This is a genomic window from Thalassospira lucentensis MCCC 1A00383 = DSM 14000 (assembly GCF_000421265.1).
GTDB classification, from domain to species: domain Bacteria; phylum Pseudomonadota; class Alphaproteobacteria; order Rhodospirillales; family Thalassospiraceae; genus Thalassospira; species Thalassospira lucentensis.
Genome location: NZ_ATWN01000006.1, coordinates 49,387 through 63,862, shown reverse-complemented (window position 1 = coordinate 63,862; position 14,476 = coordinate 49,387). Strand labels below are relative to the sequence as shown.

Annotated in this window: 16 protein-coding genes; 14 read left to right on the top strand and 2 right to left on the bottom strand. The window is 55.1% G+C overall.

The window, feature by feature from the left end; all coding sequences use genetic code 11:
- Positions 1 to 7: 7 nt before the first annotated feature.
- The 4 genes from K355_RS0113280 (at position 8) to K355_RS23980 (ending at position 3,822) form a co-directional block, all read left to right on the top strand.
- The gene (locus K355_RS0113280) at positions 8 to 1,195 is read left to right on the top strand and encodes an acetyl-CoA C-acyltransferase (protein ID WP_022732639.1); all 1,188 of its coding nucleotides are present in this window, start codon (positions 8 to 10) and stop codon (positions 1,193 to 1,195) included.
- A 106-nt stretch (positions 1,196 to 1,301) separates the two neighbouring features.
- On the top strand, positions 1,302 to 1,919 hold the full coding sequence (locus K355_RS0113275; RefSeq protein WP_022732638.1) for a carbonic anhydrase: 618 nt from the start codon (positions 1,302 to 1,304) through the stop codon (positions 1,917 to 1,919).
- Between the two features lie 74 nt (positions 1,920 to 1,993).
- Entirely contained in the window at positions 1,994 to 3,127 is a 1,134-nt protein-coding gene (locus K355_RS0113270; RefSeq protein WP_022732637.1) for an acyl-CoA dehydrogenase, read from the top strand.
- Positions 3,128 to 3,198: 71 nt separating this feature from the next.
- On the top strand, positions 3,199 to 3,822 hold the full coding sequence (locus tag K355_RS23980) for a LysE family transporter (RefSeq protein ID WP_022732636.1): 624 nt from the start codon (positions 3,199 to 3,201) through the stop codon (positions 3,820 to 3,822).
- A gap of 20 nt (positions 3,823 to 3,842) precedes the next feature.
- Here K355_RS23980 and K355_RS0113260 read toward each other — a convergent pair whose 3' ends face one another.
- Together K355_RS0113260 and pspF are read right to left on the bottom strand one after the other, a co-directional pair.
- On the bottom strand, positions 3,843 to 4,298 hold the full coding sequence (locus K355_RS0113260; RefSeq protein ID WP_022732635.1) for a hypothetical protein: 456 nt from the start codon (positions 4,296 to 4,298) through the stop codon (positions 3,843 to 3,845).
- Between the two features lie 2 nt (positions 4,299 to 4,300).
- Entirely contained in the window at positions 4,301 to 5,305 is a 1,005-nt protein-coding gene (pspF, locus tag K355_RS0113255) for a phage shock protein operon transcriptional activator (protein WP_022732634.1), read from the bottom strand.
- 169 nt (positions 5,306 to 5,474) lie between these two features.
- Between pspF and pspA the strand changes: the two genes are divergently transcribed.
- The 10 genes from pspA (at position 5,475) to K355_RS0113205 (ending at position 14,364) form a co-directional block, all read left to right on the top strand.
- Positions 5,475 to 6,149, top strand: a complete 675-nt coding sequence (gene pspA / locus K355_RS0113250) for a phage shock protein PspA (protein ID WP_022732633.1) — start codon at positions 5,475 to 5,477, stop codon at positions 6,147 to 6,149.
- Positions 6,150 to 6,204: 55 nt separating this feature from the next.
- A complete protein-coding gene (pspB, locus tag K355_RS0113245; protein ID WP_022732632.1) occupies positions 6,205 to 6,453 on the top strand; it encodes an envelope stress response membrane protein PspB in 249 nt (82 codons plus the stop codon).
- Positions 6,450 to 7,061: a PspC domain-containing protein gene (locus K355_RS0113240; RefSeq protein WP_022732631.1), complete on the top strand. Its 612-nt coding sequence runs from the start codon at positions 6,450 to 6,452 to the stop codon at positions 7,059 to 7,061. Before pspB ends, K355_RS0113240 begins: the two co-directional genes overlap by 4 nt.
- Positions 7,062 to 7,317: 256 nt before the next feature.
- Positions 7,318 to 8,694 (top strand): ATP-binding protein, encoded by a 1,377-nt coding sequence (locus K355_RS0113235; RefSeq protein ID WP_022732630.1) that lies wholly within the window; start codon positions 7,318 to 7,320, stop codon positions 8,692 to 8,694.
- A gap of 15 nt (positions 8,695 to 8,709) precedes the next feature.
- Positions 8,710 to 9,309, top strand: a complete 600-nt coding sequence (locus tag K355_RS25145; RefSeq protein ID WP_022732629.1) for an EndoU domain-containing protein — start codon at positions 8,710 to 8,712, stop codon at positions 9,307 to 9,309.
- Positions 9,310 to 9,342: 33 nt separating this feature from the next.
- Positions 9,343 to 9,675, top strand: a complete 333-nt coding sequence (locus tag K355_RS0113225) for a hypothetical protein (protein ID WP_022732628.1) — start codon at positions 9,343 to 9,345, stop codon at positions 9,673 to 9,675.
- A 76-nt stretch (positions 9,676 to 9,751) separates the two neighbouring features.
- Positions 9,752 to 10,906: a serine hydrolase domain-containing protein gene (locus K355_RS0113220; protein WP_245562950.1), complete on the top strand. Its 1,155-nt coding sequence runs from the start codon at positions 9,752 to 9,754 to the stop codon at positions 10,904 to 10,906.
- Between the two features lie 181 nt (positions 10,907 to 11,087).
- Positions 11,088 to 11,966, top strand: coding sequence for an HpcH/HpaI aldolase/citrate lyase family protein (locus K355_RS0113215; RefSeq protein ID WP_022732626.1), 879 nt, complete (start codon positions 11,088 to 11,090; stop codon positions 11,964 to 11,966).
- 93 nt (positions 11,967 to 12,059) lie between these two features.
- Positions 12,060 to 13,109 (top strand): MaoC family dehydratase, encoded by a 1,050-nt coding sequence (locus K355_RS0113210; RefSeq protein WP_022732625.1) that lies wholly within the window; start codon positions 12,060 to 12,062, stop codon positions 13,107 to 13,109.
- A 109-nt stretch (positions 13,110 to 13,218) separates the two neighbouring features.
- Positions 13,219 to 14,364 carry an endonuclease/exonuclease/phosphatase family protein gene (locus K355_RS0113205; protein WP_022732624.1) on the top strand — a complete coding sequence of 382 codons (1,146 nt, stop codon included), beginning with the start codon at positions 13,219 to 13,221 and terminating at the stop codon, positions 14,362 to 14,364.
- Positions 14,365 to 14,476: the final 112 nt, after the last annotated feature.

Here is a 14,476-nt window from a genome sequence, read left to right as displayed (position 1 = left end):
AAATATCATGAATACGTCTGATCCAATCGTCATCGTTTCCTGTGCCCGCACCCCGATGGGCGGTTTGCAGGGTGATTTTGCCCCGGTTACCGCCGCCGAGCTTGGCGGTGTCGCGATCAAGGCCGCCCTTGAGCGCGGTGGTGTGTCCGGCGATGACATTGACGAAGTCATCATGGGCAATGTGCTTCCCGCCGGTCAGGGACAGGCCCCCGCACGTCAGGCGGCATGGCATGCCGGTATTCCGCGTGCAGCAGGGGCCACCACGATCAATAAAATGTGCGGATCGGGCATGAAGGCGGTGATGTTTGCCCATGATATTCTGGCCGCAGGCAGTTCCGATGTCATGGTGGTTGGCGGCATGGAAAGCATGACCAATGCGCCATTTTTGCTGTCCAAAATGCGGTCGGGCCATAAATACGGTCATGACATGGTCTATGACCATATGGCGCTTGATGGGCTTGAAGATGCCTATGAAAAGGGCCGGTCGATGGGCACCTTTGCCGAGGCGACCGCGGAAAAATACGGATTTACCCGCAAAGAGCAGGATGACTACGCCATCACATCACTGACCCGCGCACAGGATGCGGCGAAGGCCGGGCATTTTGACGATGAAATCACCCCGGTGACCTATGCCACGCGCAAGGGTGATGTGACCATTGATGCCGACGAGCAACCACCAAAATCCAAACCGGAAAAAATCCCGACCCTGCGTCCGGCCTTTGCCAAGGACGGCACAGTCACCGCCGCCCATTCGGCATCGATTTCCGATGGGGCAGCGGCCTTGGTGATGATGCGCGCGTCCGAGGCCCAAAAACGGGGTCTTAAACCCCTTGCCAAAATCACCGGGCAGGCGACCCATGCACAGGAACCCTGCTGGTTCACCACCGCCCCGATTGACGCAATCAAAAAGGTTCTGGATAAAACCGGCTGGTCGGTCGGCGATGTCGATCTTTGGGAAATCAACGAGGCGTTTGCGGTTGTCGCCATGGCCGCGATGCGTGATCTTGAGCTTGATCATGGCAAGGTTAATGTGCACGGCGGGGCCTGTGCCCTTGGCCATCCGATTGGCGCGACGGGCGCGCGGTTGCTGGTGACCTTGATCCATGCGCTTAAAACCCATGGCGGGACCAAAGGTGTCGCATCACTGTGCATTGGCGGGGGGGAAGCCACGGCCGTTGCGATTGAGCTTATTTAACGCAGATTAAATCCGTTCTAAAAAGTTGCGTTTGGGGCTACCAACTTGTGCGAATTCCCCCTATTTTGTCGGCAGAGTGATTGATCAAAACAGGGGAGTTCGCGCGATGTCAAAGCCGACCGTTGACCGGATGCTGGCCGGGTTTAAAAGCTTCAAGGCGATGTATTATGAGCAGCGCCCTGAACGCGTCGAAGACTTGGTCAACATGGGCCAGAAGCCCGAAGTGCTTTTGATTGCCTGTTCAGACTCGCGCGTTGATCCGGCGATCCTGACCAATGCCGAGCCGGGTGAGATGTTTGTCGTGCGCAACGTCGCCAACCTTGTCCCGCCCTATGAGCCCGATGAAAACTATCACGGGACGTCAGCCGCGATTGAATTTGCGGTCCGCGATCTTAAGGTCAAGGATATCGTGATTCTTGGGCATTCCGGCTGTGGCGGGATGGAGGCATTGGTCGAGCACGGCGAGGCTGGCAAGGTGCCCGAACGTGACTTTATCGGCGAATGGGTCAGTATGGCGAAATGTTGCCTGCATCATGGCCCGGATGTCGACAAAGTCTCGCGCCATTCGATCCGCAATTCGCTGGATAATCTAATGACCTTTCCTTTCATCAAGGATCGGGTCGATGCCGGGAACCTTCACCTGCATGGGTGGTGGTACGGCATGAAAGAAGGCATTCTTTGGCAATATGATGATGCCAAAGAAGAATTTGTTCAGGGGCTTTAGGCCCGGCTGAATGCTTTTATCTGATCGCATGGCCGGTGCTTTCGCCCAAGTAAAGGGAAGGGGTACGTGCCGCCATGCGGTTGGAAGATCATCAGATCATGGTGCGCGACACCGCGCGCGAGTTCGCCGAAAATGAACTCAAACCCAATGCCGCCAAGTGGGATGCCCACCATACCTTCCCGGCCGAGGCGATTGCCGGTCTGGGCGAGCTTGGCTTTCTGGGTATGTTGGTCCCAGATAGTTATGGTGGGGCGGGCATGGATCATGTCGCCTATGCCTTGGCCCTCGAAGAAATTGCCGCAGGCGACGGGGCAACATCGACCATTATGTCGGTGCATAACTCGGTCGGCTGTATGCCGATCCTGAAATTTGGCACCGAAGATCAAAAGCAGAAATTCCTGGTGCCGATGGCGCAGGGCGAAAAGATCGGTGCGTTTTGCCTGACCGAGCCACAGGCCGGATCAGACGCAAGTGCCCTTAGAACCCGTGCGGTGCGCGATGGCGATCACTGGGTGATCAACGGGTCCAAGCAATTCATCACATCGGGCAGTGAGGGCGATATTGCCATCGTCTTTGCCGTCACGGATCCGGACGCAGGAAAGCGCGGGATTTCCGCCTTTATTGTGCCGACCGATACGCCGGGTTACGTGGTGTCGCGGGTCGAGGAAAAGCTGGGGCAAAATGCCTCGGACACCTGCCAGATCACCTTTGTTGAATGCCGGGTTCCTGCGGAAAACATGCTGGGCGATGAAGGGCAGGGCTATAAAATCGCCCTTGCAAACCTTGAAGGTGGCCGCATCGGCATTGCCGCGCAATCGGTTGGCATGGCCCGCGCAGCATTTGAGGCCGCGCGCGATTACGCCAATGAACGCGAAACCTTTGGCAAAAAAATCATGGAGCATCAGGCCGTAGCCTTTCGCTTGGCCGATATGGCGACCAAAATCGATGCCGCCCGTTTGCTGGTGCACCGCGCCGCCGAACTGCGCGATGACCATAAACCGTGCCTGACCGAGGCCTGCATGGCCAAAATGTTTGCATCCGAAATCGCCGAAGAAGTTTGTTCCGCCGCCATTCAAATTCACGGCGGCTATGGCTACCTTAAAGATTTCCCGGTGGAGCGCATCTATCGCGATGTGCGGGTGTGCCAGATTTACGAAGGCACATCTGACATTCAGCGGATGGTCATTGCACGGTCGCTTGCCGACTGACAGCAAGAACATCCAATCGCTAAGCAGATGCATGTGCATAAGGTACAGGGCATTTTGTTGGCGGGGCATGGATGATCGAATTGTTTGTATCGGCCTTTGCGCTGGGGTTTTTGTTTAACGCAGCGCCCGGGGCGATTTTTACCGAAAGTCTTCGGCGTGGCATGGTCGGCGGGTTTGCGCAGGCCTTTGCGGTGCAGGTCGGCTCGTTGATTGGCGATCTGATTTGGGCTGTGCTGGGGCTTTTGGGGGCGGCGGCGATTTTTACGCTGCCTTTGGTTGCACAGCCGATGGCCGTTCTAGGGGCGGCGTTGCTGGGATGGATGGCATGGCAAAGCCTGCGCGATGCTATTCGCCCGATGCCCTGTTTGATGTCGTCGGGTGTGCAAAGTCGAAAGTCTGCCTTTGCCGCCGGGGCAGGGCTTTCACTGTCTAATCCGATGAATATCCCCTATTGGGCGGCCTTGGGCGGGACAATCTCGGCACTTGGGGCGGCAGACCCGGATGGGTTGGCCTTTTTTGTCTTCATTACCGGGTTTATGGCGTCGTCGTTTTTGTGGTGTTTTGTCTGTGCCGCAGGCATCGGCTGGACGCGGCATTATGTGTCGCCGGTTATTTGGCGGGTGCTTAATCTGACCTGCGCTGGGGGATTGCTGTTTTTTGCGCTTTTGACCTTGTCGCGTTTGATTGGGGTGTAGAGCGTGTTGGCATTGGTCGATTAAGCGTCTGGGGGCGGGCCAAATCGATCAAGATAGCGTTCGGCGCGGGGCAGGGCGTTGTGAAGAAACTGGTCGGGTTCGCGCAGCCAAAGGCCGCTGATTTCCTTTGATTTGTTTTCAGAGACCAGCACGTCGCGGGGCAGTGACTGCAATTCTGCATCCCAGCCCGGCCAGCGTTGCCGGGCGCGTTTGAAATAATGATCGATCAGGACGGTGCGTTTGCTGTAGCCGTGGTAGTCAAATGCCCAATCACCCCAGATGACAACGATGTGGTTTCCGGTGAAGCCATCAAATGGCTTGAACCAGAACGGCTGCATTGCCGTGTTTGCATAGCGTTCAAGAAAGGCATGGGCGAGAATGTGACAAGCGCCGCATGCAAAAAAGACCCTGTCGGGCAGCTGCCAACGTTTGATCGGATCGGATTTGTCGTAGTTCGGAGTCCGGGGTTGATACATGCTTATTTCCCCGGTAACAGGCTGTGCTTGTCGAGCAACCGGCGAAACTGATGATAATTCAGATCAAGCGCCTTGGCAGCTTCGGTCTGGTTGTTGCCGTAATCCCGAAGGGCCTGTTTGAGCAGGTTGATTTCAAACTCGGCGACCTGGGATTTGAAGTCTGTTGTGCTGCTTGGAGTTGGGGCGTCGGGGGCGCTTGTTGCTGCCGGTGGTCCGGCATGGTCGGTTTCGGTCCAGATGCCTTCGAACGGGTCGAGCACGATATGACCAAGCGGGGCTTCATCGTCTTCAGACAGATAAAGGCTGCGTTCAACCGCATTGCGCAGCTCGCGGACATTGCCGGGCCAGGAATGGCTGAGAAGTTGGCGGGCCGCCGTCGGGGTGAAGCCTGCGAAAACTTGCCGTGACAGGCGTTTGGTCATTTCCAGCGCGAATTGTTCGGCAAGGGGCAGGATATCATCAGACCTTTGGCGCAGCGGCGGCACGGCAACGACGTCAAAGGCGAGGCGGTCGAGTAAATCAGCGCGGAACTTGCCGGTTTTGGCTAGTTCACGCAGGTTTTCATTTGTCACACCAATGACGCGGGTGTCGATTTCGATCACCTCGGAGCCGCCAACCCGTTCAATTTCACCATATTCGACAACACGCAGAAGTTTTTCCTGCACCACGGGGCTGGCGGTGGCGATTTCATCGAGAATGATGGTGCCGCCGTGCGCGCGTTCAAACCGGCCAATATGGCGGCGGGCCGCGCCGGTAAAGGCCCCGGCTTCGTGGCCGAAAAGCTCGGTATCAAGCAGGGTTTCAGAAAGGGCTGCGCAATTGACCTTAACCAGTGGCCCGCCCCAACGTTTGGACAGGTAATGCAGGCGCGCAGCAATCAGCTCCTTACCCGATCCGCGTTCACCAATCACCAGGCACGGGCGTTCAATTGGTGCCAGACGTGAGACATGCTCAAGCGCGGCCAGAAAAATGGGGTCTTCGCCCAATATCGGTTGCAAGCTATCCATTTCGCGAAAAACGATATCGAAAATCGCAATTAATGTCGCGATAAAAGTTAATTAAATAGTCTGATGATTACATAAGATGTTGAAATATAACAATTAATGAAACTGGCACGGCATTTGAAATAGTGATGTCAGAATTTTTGCGTCCCCGTATTTTGAAGGAGATCTGACAATGGGCGTGTTTTCGCGTTTGTCCGATATCGTAAATGCCAACATCAACTCGCTTCTGGATCGTGCCGAAGATCCGGAAAAAATGGTGCGGTTGATGATCCAGGAAATGGAAGACACTCTGGTTGAGGTCCGCTCCAGTGCGGTCAAGGCGATTGCCGACAAGAAAGAAGTCGAGCGTAAGCTTAAAAAGCTGCATGACGGTCAGGTCGAGTGGGACACCAAGGCGGAATTTGCCGTGTCCAAGGGCCGTGATGATCTGGCCAAGGGCGCACTGATGGCGCGCCGCCGGTTGGCCGATCAGAGCCTTGTGCTTGAGCGCGAGCTTGAAGTGATTGAAGAGACTCTTGGCAAGTTCGACGAGGATCTGAACAAGTTGCAGAACAAGCTTAATGAAGCCAAGGGCAAGCAGCGCGCGGTGGAAATCCGTATGCAGACGGCTGAAAAGCGTGTCAAAATGCGTGAAAAGATCCATTCGGGTCAGATTGATGACGCACTTCTGCGCTATGAGCAGATGGAGCGCCGGATTGACGAACTTGAAGCGGGTGCGGATTCCTGGGACCTTGGTCGCGGGCAGAGCCTTGAAGAACAGTTTGAAGACCTTGAGGGCGAAATTGGGATTGAAGATGATCTCAAGGAGCTTAAATCGCGCGTGAAGAACGTCAAGAAAGACAAATAATCAGCGTGCCGAGGGTTTCGACACGTGCACCTGAACAAGGAATGAGCTGACAGACATGTGGGCGTTTGCTGTACCTCTTATCGTATTTATTGCCGTTGTTGGCCCGGTCTGGGTTGTGTTTCACTATATAACGGTCTGGAAACGGATGAAGACGGCACAGCGCGCACAAAGCCCGGAGCAAGCCGCGCACGAAAAGGAACTCGTGGCGGGTTTGAAAAAACGGGCCGAACGTCTTGAAGGCCGTGTCGAAACACTTGAACGCCTGTTGGATGCCGAGGTTGTCGAATGGAGGAACAGGATATGAGTGCCCAGCAAGCGACTGCTGATGGCGGTGGGTATCGGTGTGGTCACAAAAGGCGCGATCGCGGCGGATGCCGTGCGCGCAAGCGTGATCAGAACGGCGAGAAATGTCACGGTGTGATTGGTCGCACCACGCGCGGAATTGCGGAAAGCTTTGGCATTCCACGTAAGGGTGTTTTGATTGCCTTTATCCTGATCCTTGTGTTCAGTTTCCCGGTGGGTGTGATGCTGTTTGGCATTGCATGGGCCTTTGTCCATCATCCGTCATGGTTTGACGGATTGCGCGGCAAGTTTGGCGGCGCATCGCGTGGCAATCCATCATATCAAGCGCGCCATAACGCCAAAGCAAGCAGCACGACATCAAGCAGCACGGCCCCGGAAGATCGTCCGACCATGGGTGTTGATTTTGAAGAGCCGTGGATGGAAGAGCTGCGTGAGAAGTTTGACGACCTTGAAAGCCGGACCGGCTCGATGGAGGGGTTTGTTGCTTCTGGCGATTACCGGTTGGCGTCCGAACTTGAAAAAATGAAAAAGGATGATGCAACGTCTGGTGATGATGCACATTCAAAGGATCCGAAAAACGATCCTTCCTCCCCCAACGATAAAGCGTAACGCGACGAACGCGATACGGGTGGCGATTTCAAATCCCCAATTTCCCTTGCAACGGCTCCCCCTTGCGTCTGCAATGTGAAATCGCCGCCAGCCTTTTTTACCGGATCTGCTTTGCGGGTCCGGTTTTTCTTTTGTTTGCAGGGAATTACGAAATAATTGCCAAATAGCGTTTATCACTATACCTAATTTAAAGGTTTTCCCCGGCATTATCGCCAAAGACGCGCGATGGGCGGCGGAATATTTGGGGTAGGTGACAATGGCGACCATGATCGAACATCCCGGTGAGCAGGACTTTCTGCACCGTTTGATGCAAGATAACCCGTGGTGGGACGGGGTGACGGACGATCTGGTCCATGATTTGCCGCAGCGCGCCTTTTTCAAGCGGTTCTGGGCGGCAATTGAAAAGCATGACGGGCAAAAGGCGGTTGTTCTGACCGGGCCGCGCGGGGTGGGTAAAACCGTGATGATGCGCCAGGCGATTGCAAGCTTGCTGAATGCCGACACGCCGCGCCGTCATGTTTGCTATATCTCGCTTGAACATCCGCTGTTTTTGGAAATTGATCTGCCGCGTTTGCCCAAATTGCTGCGGTCGATGCGCGGTATTTCGGCCGATCATCCATTGTGGATTTTCGTCGATGAGGTGTCTTATCAACGCGACTGGGAAGACCGTTTGGCGCAATTGCTGGTGGCGGATCCGCTGTTGCGTGTGGTGGCGGTCAGTGCGCTGGCCCCAAGTGCGGACAGTGCCGGACATATTCAGAGCCTGTTTTTACCCCCGTTTAGTTTTGCCGAATATCTTGAACAGAATGGCGTTTCGCCAACTGACGTTTTGCCCGAAACGCCAAATGTCGGACGCTATACGTCCGATGTGCCCGGTGGCTTGGTTGAGCTGAACGAGATGTTCGAGGCCTATATCAATGAAGGCGGTTTTCATGACCGCAACGGCGAAGCGCGCGCCATTCATCGGTCGCTTCATTCCGATTTGCCGGGGTTGCACGGGATTTCAAGCCCGTCGGATTTGCACCGGTTGTTTGCGCTTCTGGCCTATAACACCGGCTCGGAATTTTCGATCGAGACGCTGGCGCGTGAGCTTGATATCGCCAAAAACACGCTGCGCCGTTATCTGGAATATCTTGAAAGTGCGTGGTTGGTGCGCCGTCTTGAACGGGTTGATCAGGATGCCAAGCCGTTCCAGCGTGCGGTGGCGTTTAAGGTCCATCTGATCCATCCGGGTTTGCGCACCGGGCTTATTGGCGCGCGGACGTCCGACAGTGCGACAATCACGCGGTTGGCGGAAACCGCGATCCAGACGCAGTTTTTGACATCGAGTGTCGGGATGGAAAGCCTCTATTACGCGCGTTGGGGGCATTATGAGGTGCCATTTGTGTTCTTGGATCGGCGGTCGGGCACGCCGCTTTTTGCCTATCACTGTCTGTGGCGTGATGAAGCGATCCGCAAGCCCAAGGAAATCCGTGCATTGGTTAATTTCCGGGGCAGTCATGCCTTGCCGCTGGGTGCGTTTGTTTTGACCAAGGCGCAATGGCACGGTGGGAAAATTGGCGGTGTGCCGATGCGGTTTGAGCCGGCCAGTGTGCTGGCCCTTCGTATCGGGCTTGAGTTTTCGCAGCTTTAAGGACGGGTGTGAGACATGACAAGTCGCCGGAATTTGGGGCTGTTGGGCATTGGTGGTGGTATTTCGGGGCTCGCCGCTATCATCATTGTCGGGGTGTTTGTGCTGATCCTGCCGGCGCGCGCACAGGTGGCCTGCCCGGCAGCCCCGGCATGGAGCAAAAGTACGCCGCCGATCAACCTTGATCATGTGTTTTGCGGTGAAATCCGGTCAAACGGATCGGCAACCGGGTTTCATGCCCGGCCAAATGCGATCAATCCAGCCACGGTGGCCGGGGTTGAGGTGACGCAAAGCCCCAATGCCAACGGGATTTATGCCGGGACCGTGCGTTTGCGCAATCGGAATGGGGATGATCCACAAAAGTTTTCCAGCCTGTTTCCCGATGCGTGCAGCATGGAACAGGTGACGGCATCTATCCTGTATGCGTTTGAACATCGCCAAGCCTGTCCGGCGGGGTCGCCCGGCTGGTGGCAATGCGGGGCCAATCGGCCGGAGGGCGGCGGATTGATCGGGGAAGATGTGAAGTTCTGTGTCGGGGCGGCCCCAAAATCGCGGTTTTTGATCGCGATGGGGTTGCTCAAAGACGGTCGGATCAATACGGCCTTTCCGCTGCGTTAAGTGCGTAGCAGGCTGTTTTAAAGGACAAAACCCATGACCGCATCGAACGACAATGAGGCATTTGTTCCCGACTGGCCGGGGCGGATTGTCGGTAACGCCGGGCACGATCAGATTTGTGCCGTACTGGTGTTTGATGTTCAGGCTGTGCCCGATTGGGCGGGGCAGGTTCTGGCCAAGGTGGAAGATGTGATTTCGGGAAAATCAACGGGTTGGGAAATGGCGATGAATGCCCATATCCTCAATGTGGGGATGGAGGTTTCCGATATATCACCGGTCTATGACGACGCCGGCGATCCGTCGGTGCAGGTTAAAACGCAAGAATTGCGGGCTGCACTGGTGGCCTGGTGCAAGCAGATCGACCGATGAACACCACAAAATGGCAGGTTCGCAAGGCCGCGCAGATGGTCGCCATTGGATAATGGGCAACGAGATTATGGGGCGTATGATAAAGCTGCATCGGGTTTTTGGGGTTTTTGCGGTGCTGGTGCTGGGGGCATATGTGTTCCCGGCCATGCTGTGTCCGACCGTGGCGATGGCGCAGACTGCCAAGGGGGAGACACAACCCGATGCCGATCCGCTTGAGATTTTCCTGAAGCAATATGTCGATCATGCCGGGTTGCCCGGTGCGGTTGTTGGCATTGGCTATGGCAATGGGACACTGCGCACGGCGGCGAGCGGCTATGCCTCGGTCAAGCCCGATACCGCGATGACGGTCGACCGGCAGTTTTATATCGGGTCGCTGACCAAGATGATGACATCTGTGGTGACCTTGCAGCTGGCGTCGGAAAAACGCATCAATCTGTCAGATAAAATCGGTAAATTCCTGCCCGAGGAATACAAGGGCCGTATTGCCAACAGCGAGACGGCGACCATCCGTGATCTTTTGCGCAACAGTTCGGGTATCCCCGATTATCTTGATGGGGAGTTTTTCTTTCAACTGGTCGGCAGCGATCCGCAGCATGGCTGGCGCAATATTGAGTTGCTGCCGCTGATTGCCGATCACGATGCCTATTTTGAGCCCGGTTCGACCTATGCCCCGTCCAACAGCAATTTCATCTTGCTGGGCATCATGATTGAGGCGGTTGAGGGCGATCTTATTGAAGCGGTGTTTAACCGCCGGATTTTTGAACCCGCCGAAATGCGCAACACATCCTTTGGCCGGTTTCCGCGACCGGACCTTCTGGCGCGCGGGTTTGATGATGCCGATGATGACGGGCAGCTTGAAGACGTCACCGATTATGATGTGGGTGATCAGCTTGCCGATGGCGGGGTGATGTCTACCGTGCAAGACATGGTGAAGTTTGCCCGGGCACTGTTTGTTAACGGGGTGTTATTGGGCCCCAATGCAATTGAGCGCGCGACCAGCGATACGATTTTTGCCGGGGACGGGTCCTATGGCTATGGGTTTGTAATCGGCAATAGTGCGTGGGGCCCGGTGTGGGGGCATGACGGGATTTACTTTGGCTATTCCGCCGAATTTTCATGGTTCCCCGATCAGGACACCGTGGTGGTGTTTCTGTCAAACGGGCGGGCGTTAAACGACGTTCCGACCGTCACCAGCATGCTGATGACGGGGCTTTTTGGGAAACCGGAATAGTTTTTCTTTTGCCTTGGCCGGGTGGGTTAAAGGCTGTGGGTCGGTATTCAGAACCTTCCAATTTTCAATTGTATTCATCCCGCAGTGCAAAAAGTGACTTGCGGTGCAAAACAAGTTTGGGTAATTTTCGTAAAAATAAAACGTCAATTTTGAACAAATATTATCAAACGGGAGATGTCTGATGGCTGCTGCCCCACGTCCGCGCCGGTCTGTTTTGTATATGCCGGGATCCAACGCCCGCGCGCTGGAAAAGGGTCGAAACCTGCCCGCTGATGGGCTTATCCTTGATCTGGAAGATGCGGTGGCGCCTGATGCCAAGGATAGCGCACGCGATCAGATTGTCTCGGCCTTGGCCGAGGGTGGGTATGGCAAACGCGAAATTCAAATCCGGACCAATGGGCTCAATACCCCGTGGGGCCATGCCGACATTGTTGCGGCGGCGAAAACATCGGCCGATGCGATTTTGCTGCCCAAGGTCGAAAGTGCCGATACCGTGCGTCAGGTGGCAAACATCATGGCGGCCGAAGGCGCGCATGAGGACATGCGCATCTGGTGCATGATGGAAACCCCGCTTGCGATGCTCAATGCCAAGGAAATTGCAGGGGCGCATCCCAAGCTTGGCGGGTTTGTCATGGGGACGTCTGATCTGGCGAAGGATTTAAATTGCGCCCATACCCCGGATCGTTTGCCGATGATCACAAGCCTTGGTCTGTGTATTTTGGCGGCACGGGCCTTTGGCTTGGCGATTTTGGATGGTGTGCATCTTGATCTGTCCGATGACGATGGATTTGCCGCATCCTGCCAGCAGGGCCGCGATATGGGCTTTGACGGCAAAACCCTTATTCATCCCAAAACAATTGGCGCGGCCAATACGGCATTTGCGCCAAGTGAGGCGGATGTTGCCTGGGCGCGCAAGATCATTGCGGCCTTTGAGCAGGCCGCGTCCGAGGGCAAGGGCGTTGTTGTTGTGGATGGCAAGCTGATTGAAAACCTGCATGTGGTGTCAGCCCAGAAACTGGTGACCATGGCCGATTTGATCGGCGAAATGGACGGGGCCTGAGCCGCCAACCCATGACACCGGTTCGGATCATAAAACCATAAAATCCGACTGAACCGGACGTTTGCAAAGTTTTGCCTTTAGGGAGGCCATCGAATGTCAAAGACCAATCCGGGGAACTATTTCGAGGATTTCCGCATCGGGCAGGAAATTCGCCACGCCACACCGCGCACCATCACATCGGGCGATGTCGCCCTTTATACCGGGCTGTATGGTCCGCGGTTTGCCGTGCAGTCGTCAGACGTTTATGCCCATCGGATCGGGTTTAAATCCGCCCCCGTCGATGATCTTTTGGCGTTTCACATGGTGTTTGGCAAAACGGTACCCGATGTGTCGCTAAATGCGGTGGCCAATCTGGGCTATGCCGGGGGTGTTTTTGGCGTTCCGGTCTATCCCGGTGATACGGTGAGTTCGGTCTCGACCGTGACGGGGCTCAAGCAAAATTCAAACGGCAAAACCGGGGTTGTTTACGTCAATACTGTCGGGCGCAATCAGCGCGGCGAGATGGTGCTGGATTACAATCGCTGGGTGATGGTGGTCAAAAAAGACCAATCAGCGCCGGCCCCCGAAACGGTTTTGCCCGAACTGCCAACGGTTGTCTCCCCCGAGGCGCTTCAGGTGCCCGTTGGGTTGGATGCGTCCGATTATGATACCGAACTTTCAGGATCGCCCGATCTTTGGGATGACTATTATGTCGGGGAAAAGATTGATCATATTGACGGCATGACCCTTGAAGAAGCCGAACATCAGATCGCAACCCGGCTGTATCAAAATACCGCCAAGGTGCATTTTGATCAGGTGGCCGCCAGTGCCGGACGGTTTGGCAAGCGGCTGATTTATGGCGGGCATATCATATCACTGGCCCGCGCCTTGTCGTTTAACGGGCTGGGCAATGCGTTTAAAATTGCCGCAATCAATGCCGGGGCACATGCCAATCCGGCCTTTGCCGGCGATACGGTTTTTGCCTGGTCAGAAGTTCTGGATAAGTTTGAGCTGCCCGGTCGGCGCGATCTTGGCGCGCTTCGTTTGCGGCTTGTGGCGGTGCGAGATCGCCGGGCAAGCGATTTCCCGTTGCGGACGGAGGACGGGAAATATCACGCCGATGTTCTTTTGGACTTTGATTATACGGTTCTCATTCCGCGCTAGGTTTACGGTATCCGATAATCGCTTTGGTTGCTTTTGAAATTGTAACTTTCATTTATGGTTGAATTACGTAGAATAACGCATTCACCATAAATTGCAGTGTGAGGGTGCCGTGACCAATGTCAAACCCATCCGCGATATTGAAAATCCGATCCATCGTCGGTTTGTCGCCAGTGCGCTTTTGCGGCTTAAGGATCGTTTGAAATCAGACATTCTTGCCGGGGCGGAGGCCGAGACACAAAGCCTGCGTCTGGCGTCATGGAACCTGATGCATTTTGGCAATGGCGGGGCTTATACCCGTGAGGCCGAGTCGATGATGTATATCGCCGAAATCATCGATCATTTCGATCTGGTGGCGATCCAGGAAGTGAATGAAAACCTGGCCGCACTTGAAACGCTGTTTCGCGATCATTTGGGCAGTGGCTGGGACTATATCGTCACCGACACCACCGAAGGCAGCAAAGGCAATAGCGAACGGCTTGCCTTTGCCTTTCGCAAATCCAAGGTGTGGTTTCGCCGGGAGGCCGGTGAAATTGTCCTGCCGACCGGTCAGAAGATCGTCGAGCCGGGGCGCGCCAGTGATGCCGGTGATGCTGCCGTCGGTCGAGACGATGACGACGCGGACGGTGTGCAGTTTGCCCGGACACCTTTTTCCGTGGCCTTTCAGTCCGGCTGGTTCAAATTCAAGCTGTGTACGGTGCATATCTTTTATGGCAATGCATCTGAAACCAGTCCGGAAATGGCGCATCGGCGTGAAGAAATACGCCGCATAGCCGATTTTCTTGCTGCACGTCAAAGCAAGGAACAGAAGGTGCAGGGCAAGGCCGCCAATTTTGTCCTGCTGGGCGATTTCAACATTGTGTCGCCCGAACATCACACCATGCAGGCGCTTGAAGGCGCCGGGTTTGTCATCCCCGAGGCGATCAAGAACGCCCCGACCAGCCTGTCGGGAAAGCATCATTATGATCAGATTGCGTTCCGGTTGGCCGATGACCGGTTCAGTTTGCTGCGATCGGGCGTGTTTAGCATGTTTGATGTGATTTATCGCAACGAGGACAGCGACCATTACCTTGATCACGTCTGGGGGACGGCGTTTGATCGCAACAGTGACGGTAATTTGCGCACCCGCGATCAAAAGGAAAATTATTACCGGCGATATTATCGCAAGCATCAAATGTCGGACCATAAACTTCTCTGGTGCGAAATTCAGACCGATTTTTCCAAAGATTATCTCAATGCGGTGCTTGCCGACGGTTGATTGCCAGCACATTCATCCTCATCTTTGACGAATATTAGCCATTATTAGCCATTGATCGCATTGCTGTTGTCTTGCGTAAGAAGGTCTAATTGTGCAATTGCTAAGTCCACGT

Coding starts and splice junctions, on each gene's coding strand:
- K355_RS0113240 (WP_022732631.1), top strand. CDS start 6,450: ATGAGTGCCCAGCAAGCGACTGCTGATGGCGGTGGGTATCGGTGTGGT.
- K355_RS0113210 (WP_022732625.1), top strand. CDS start 12,060: ATGTCAAAGACCAATCCGGGGAACTATTTCGAGGATTTCCGCATCGGG.
- K355_RS0113270 (WP_022732637.1), top strand. CDS start 1,994: ATGCGGTTGGAAGATCATCAGATCATGGTGCGCGACACCGCGCGCGAG.
- K355_RS23980 (WP_022732636.1), top strand. CDS start 3,199: ATGATCGAATTGTTTGTATCGGCCTTTGCGCTGGGGTTTTTGTTTAAC.
- pspA (WP_022732633.1), top strand. CDS start 5,475: ATGGGCGTGTTTTCGCGTTTGTCCGATATCGTAAATGCCAACATCAAC.
- K355_RS25145 (WP_022732629.1), top strand. CDS start 8,710: ATGACAAGTCGCCGGAATTTGGGGCTGTTGGGCATTGGTGGTGGTATT.
- K355_RS0113280 (WP_022732639.1), top strand. CDS start 8: ATGAATACGTCTGATCCAATCGTCATCGTTTCCTGTGCCCGCACCCCG.
- K355_RS0113260 (WP_022732635.1), bottom strand. CDS start 4,298: ATGTATCAACCCCGGACTCCGAACTACGACAAATCCGATCCGATCAAA.
- K355_RS0113225 (WP_022732628.1), top strand. CDS start 9,343: ATGACCGCATCGAACGACAATGAGGCATTTGTTCCCGACTGGCCGGGG.
- K355_RS0113235 (WP_022732630.1), top strand. CDS start 7,318: ATGGCGACCATGATCGAACATCCCGGTGAGCAGGACTTTCTGCACCGT.
- pspF (WP_022732634.1), bottom strand. CDS start 5,305: ATGGATAGCTTGCAACCGATATTGGGCGAAGACCCCATTTTTCTGGCC.
- K355_RS0113215 (WP_022732626.1), top strand. CDS start 11,088: ATGGCTGCTGCCCCACGTCCGCGCCGGTCTGTTTTGTATATGCCGGGA.
- pspB (WP_022732632.1), top strand. CDS start 6,205: ATGTGGGCGTTTGCTGTACCTCTTATCGTATTTATTGCCGTTGTTGGC.
- K355_RS0113275 (WP_022732638.1), top strand. CDS start 1,302: ATGTCAAAGCCGACCGTTGACCGGATGCTGGCCGGGTTTAAAAGCTTC.
- K355_RS0113220 (WP_245562950.1), top strand. CDS start 9,752: ATGATAAAGCTGCATCGGGTTTTTGGGGTTTTTGCGGTGCTGGTGCTG.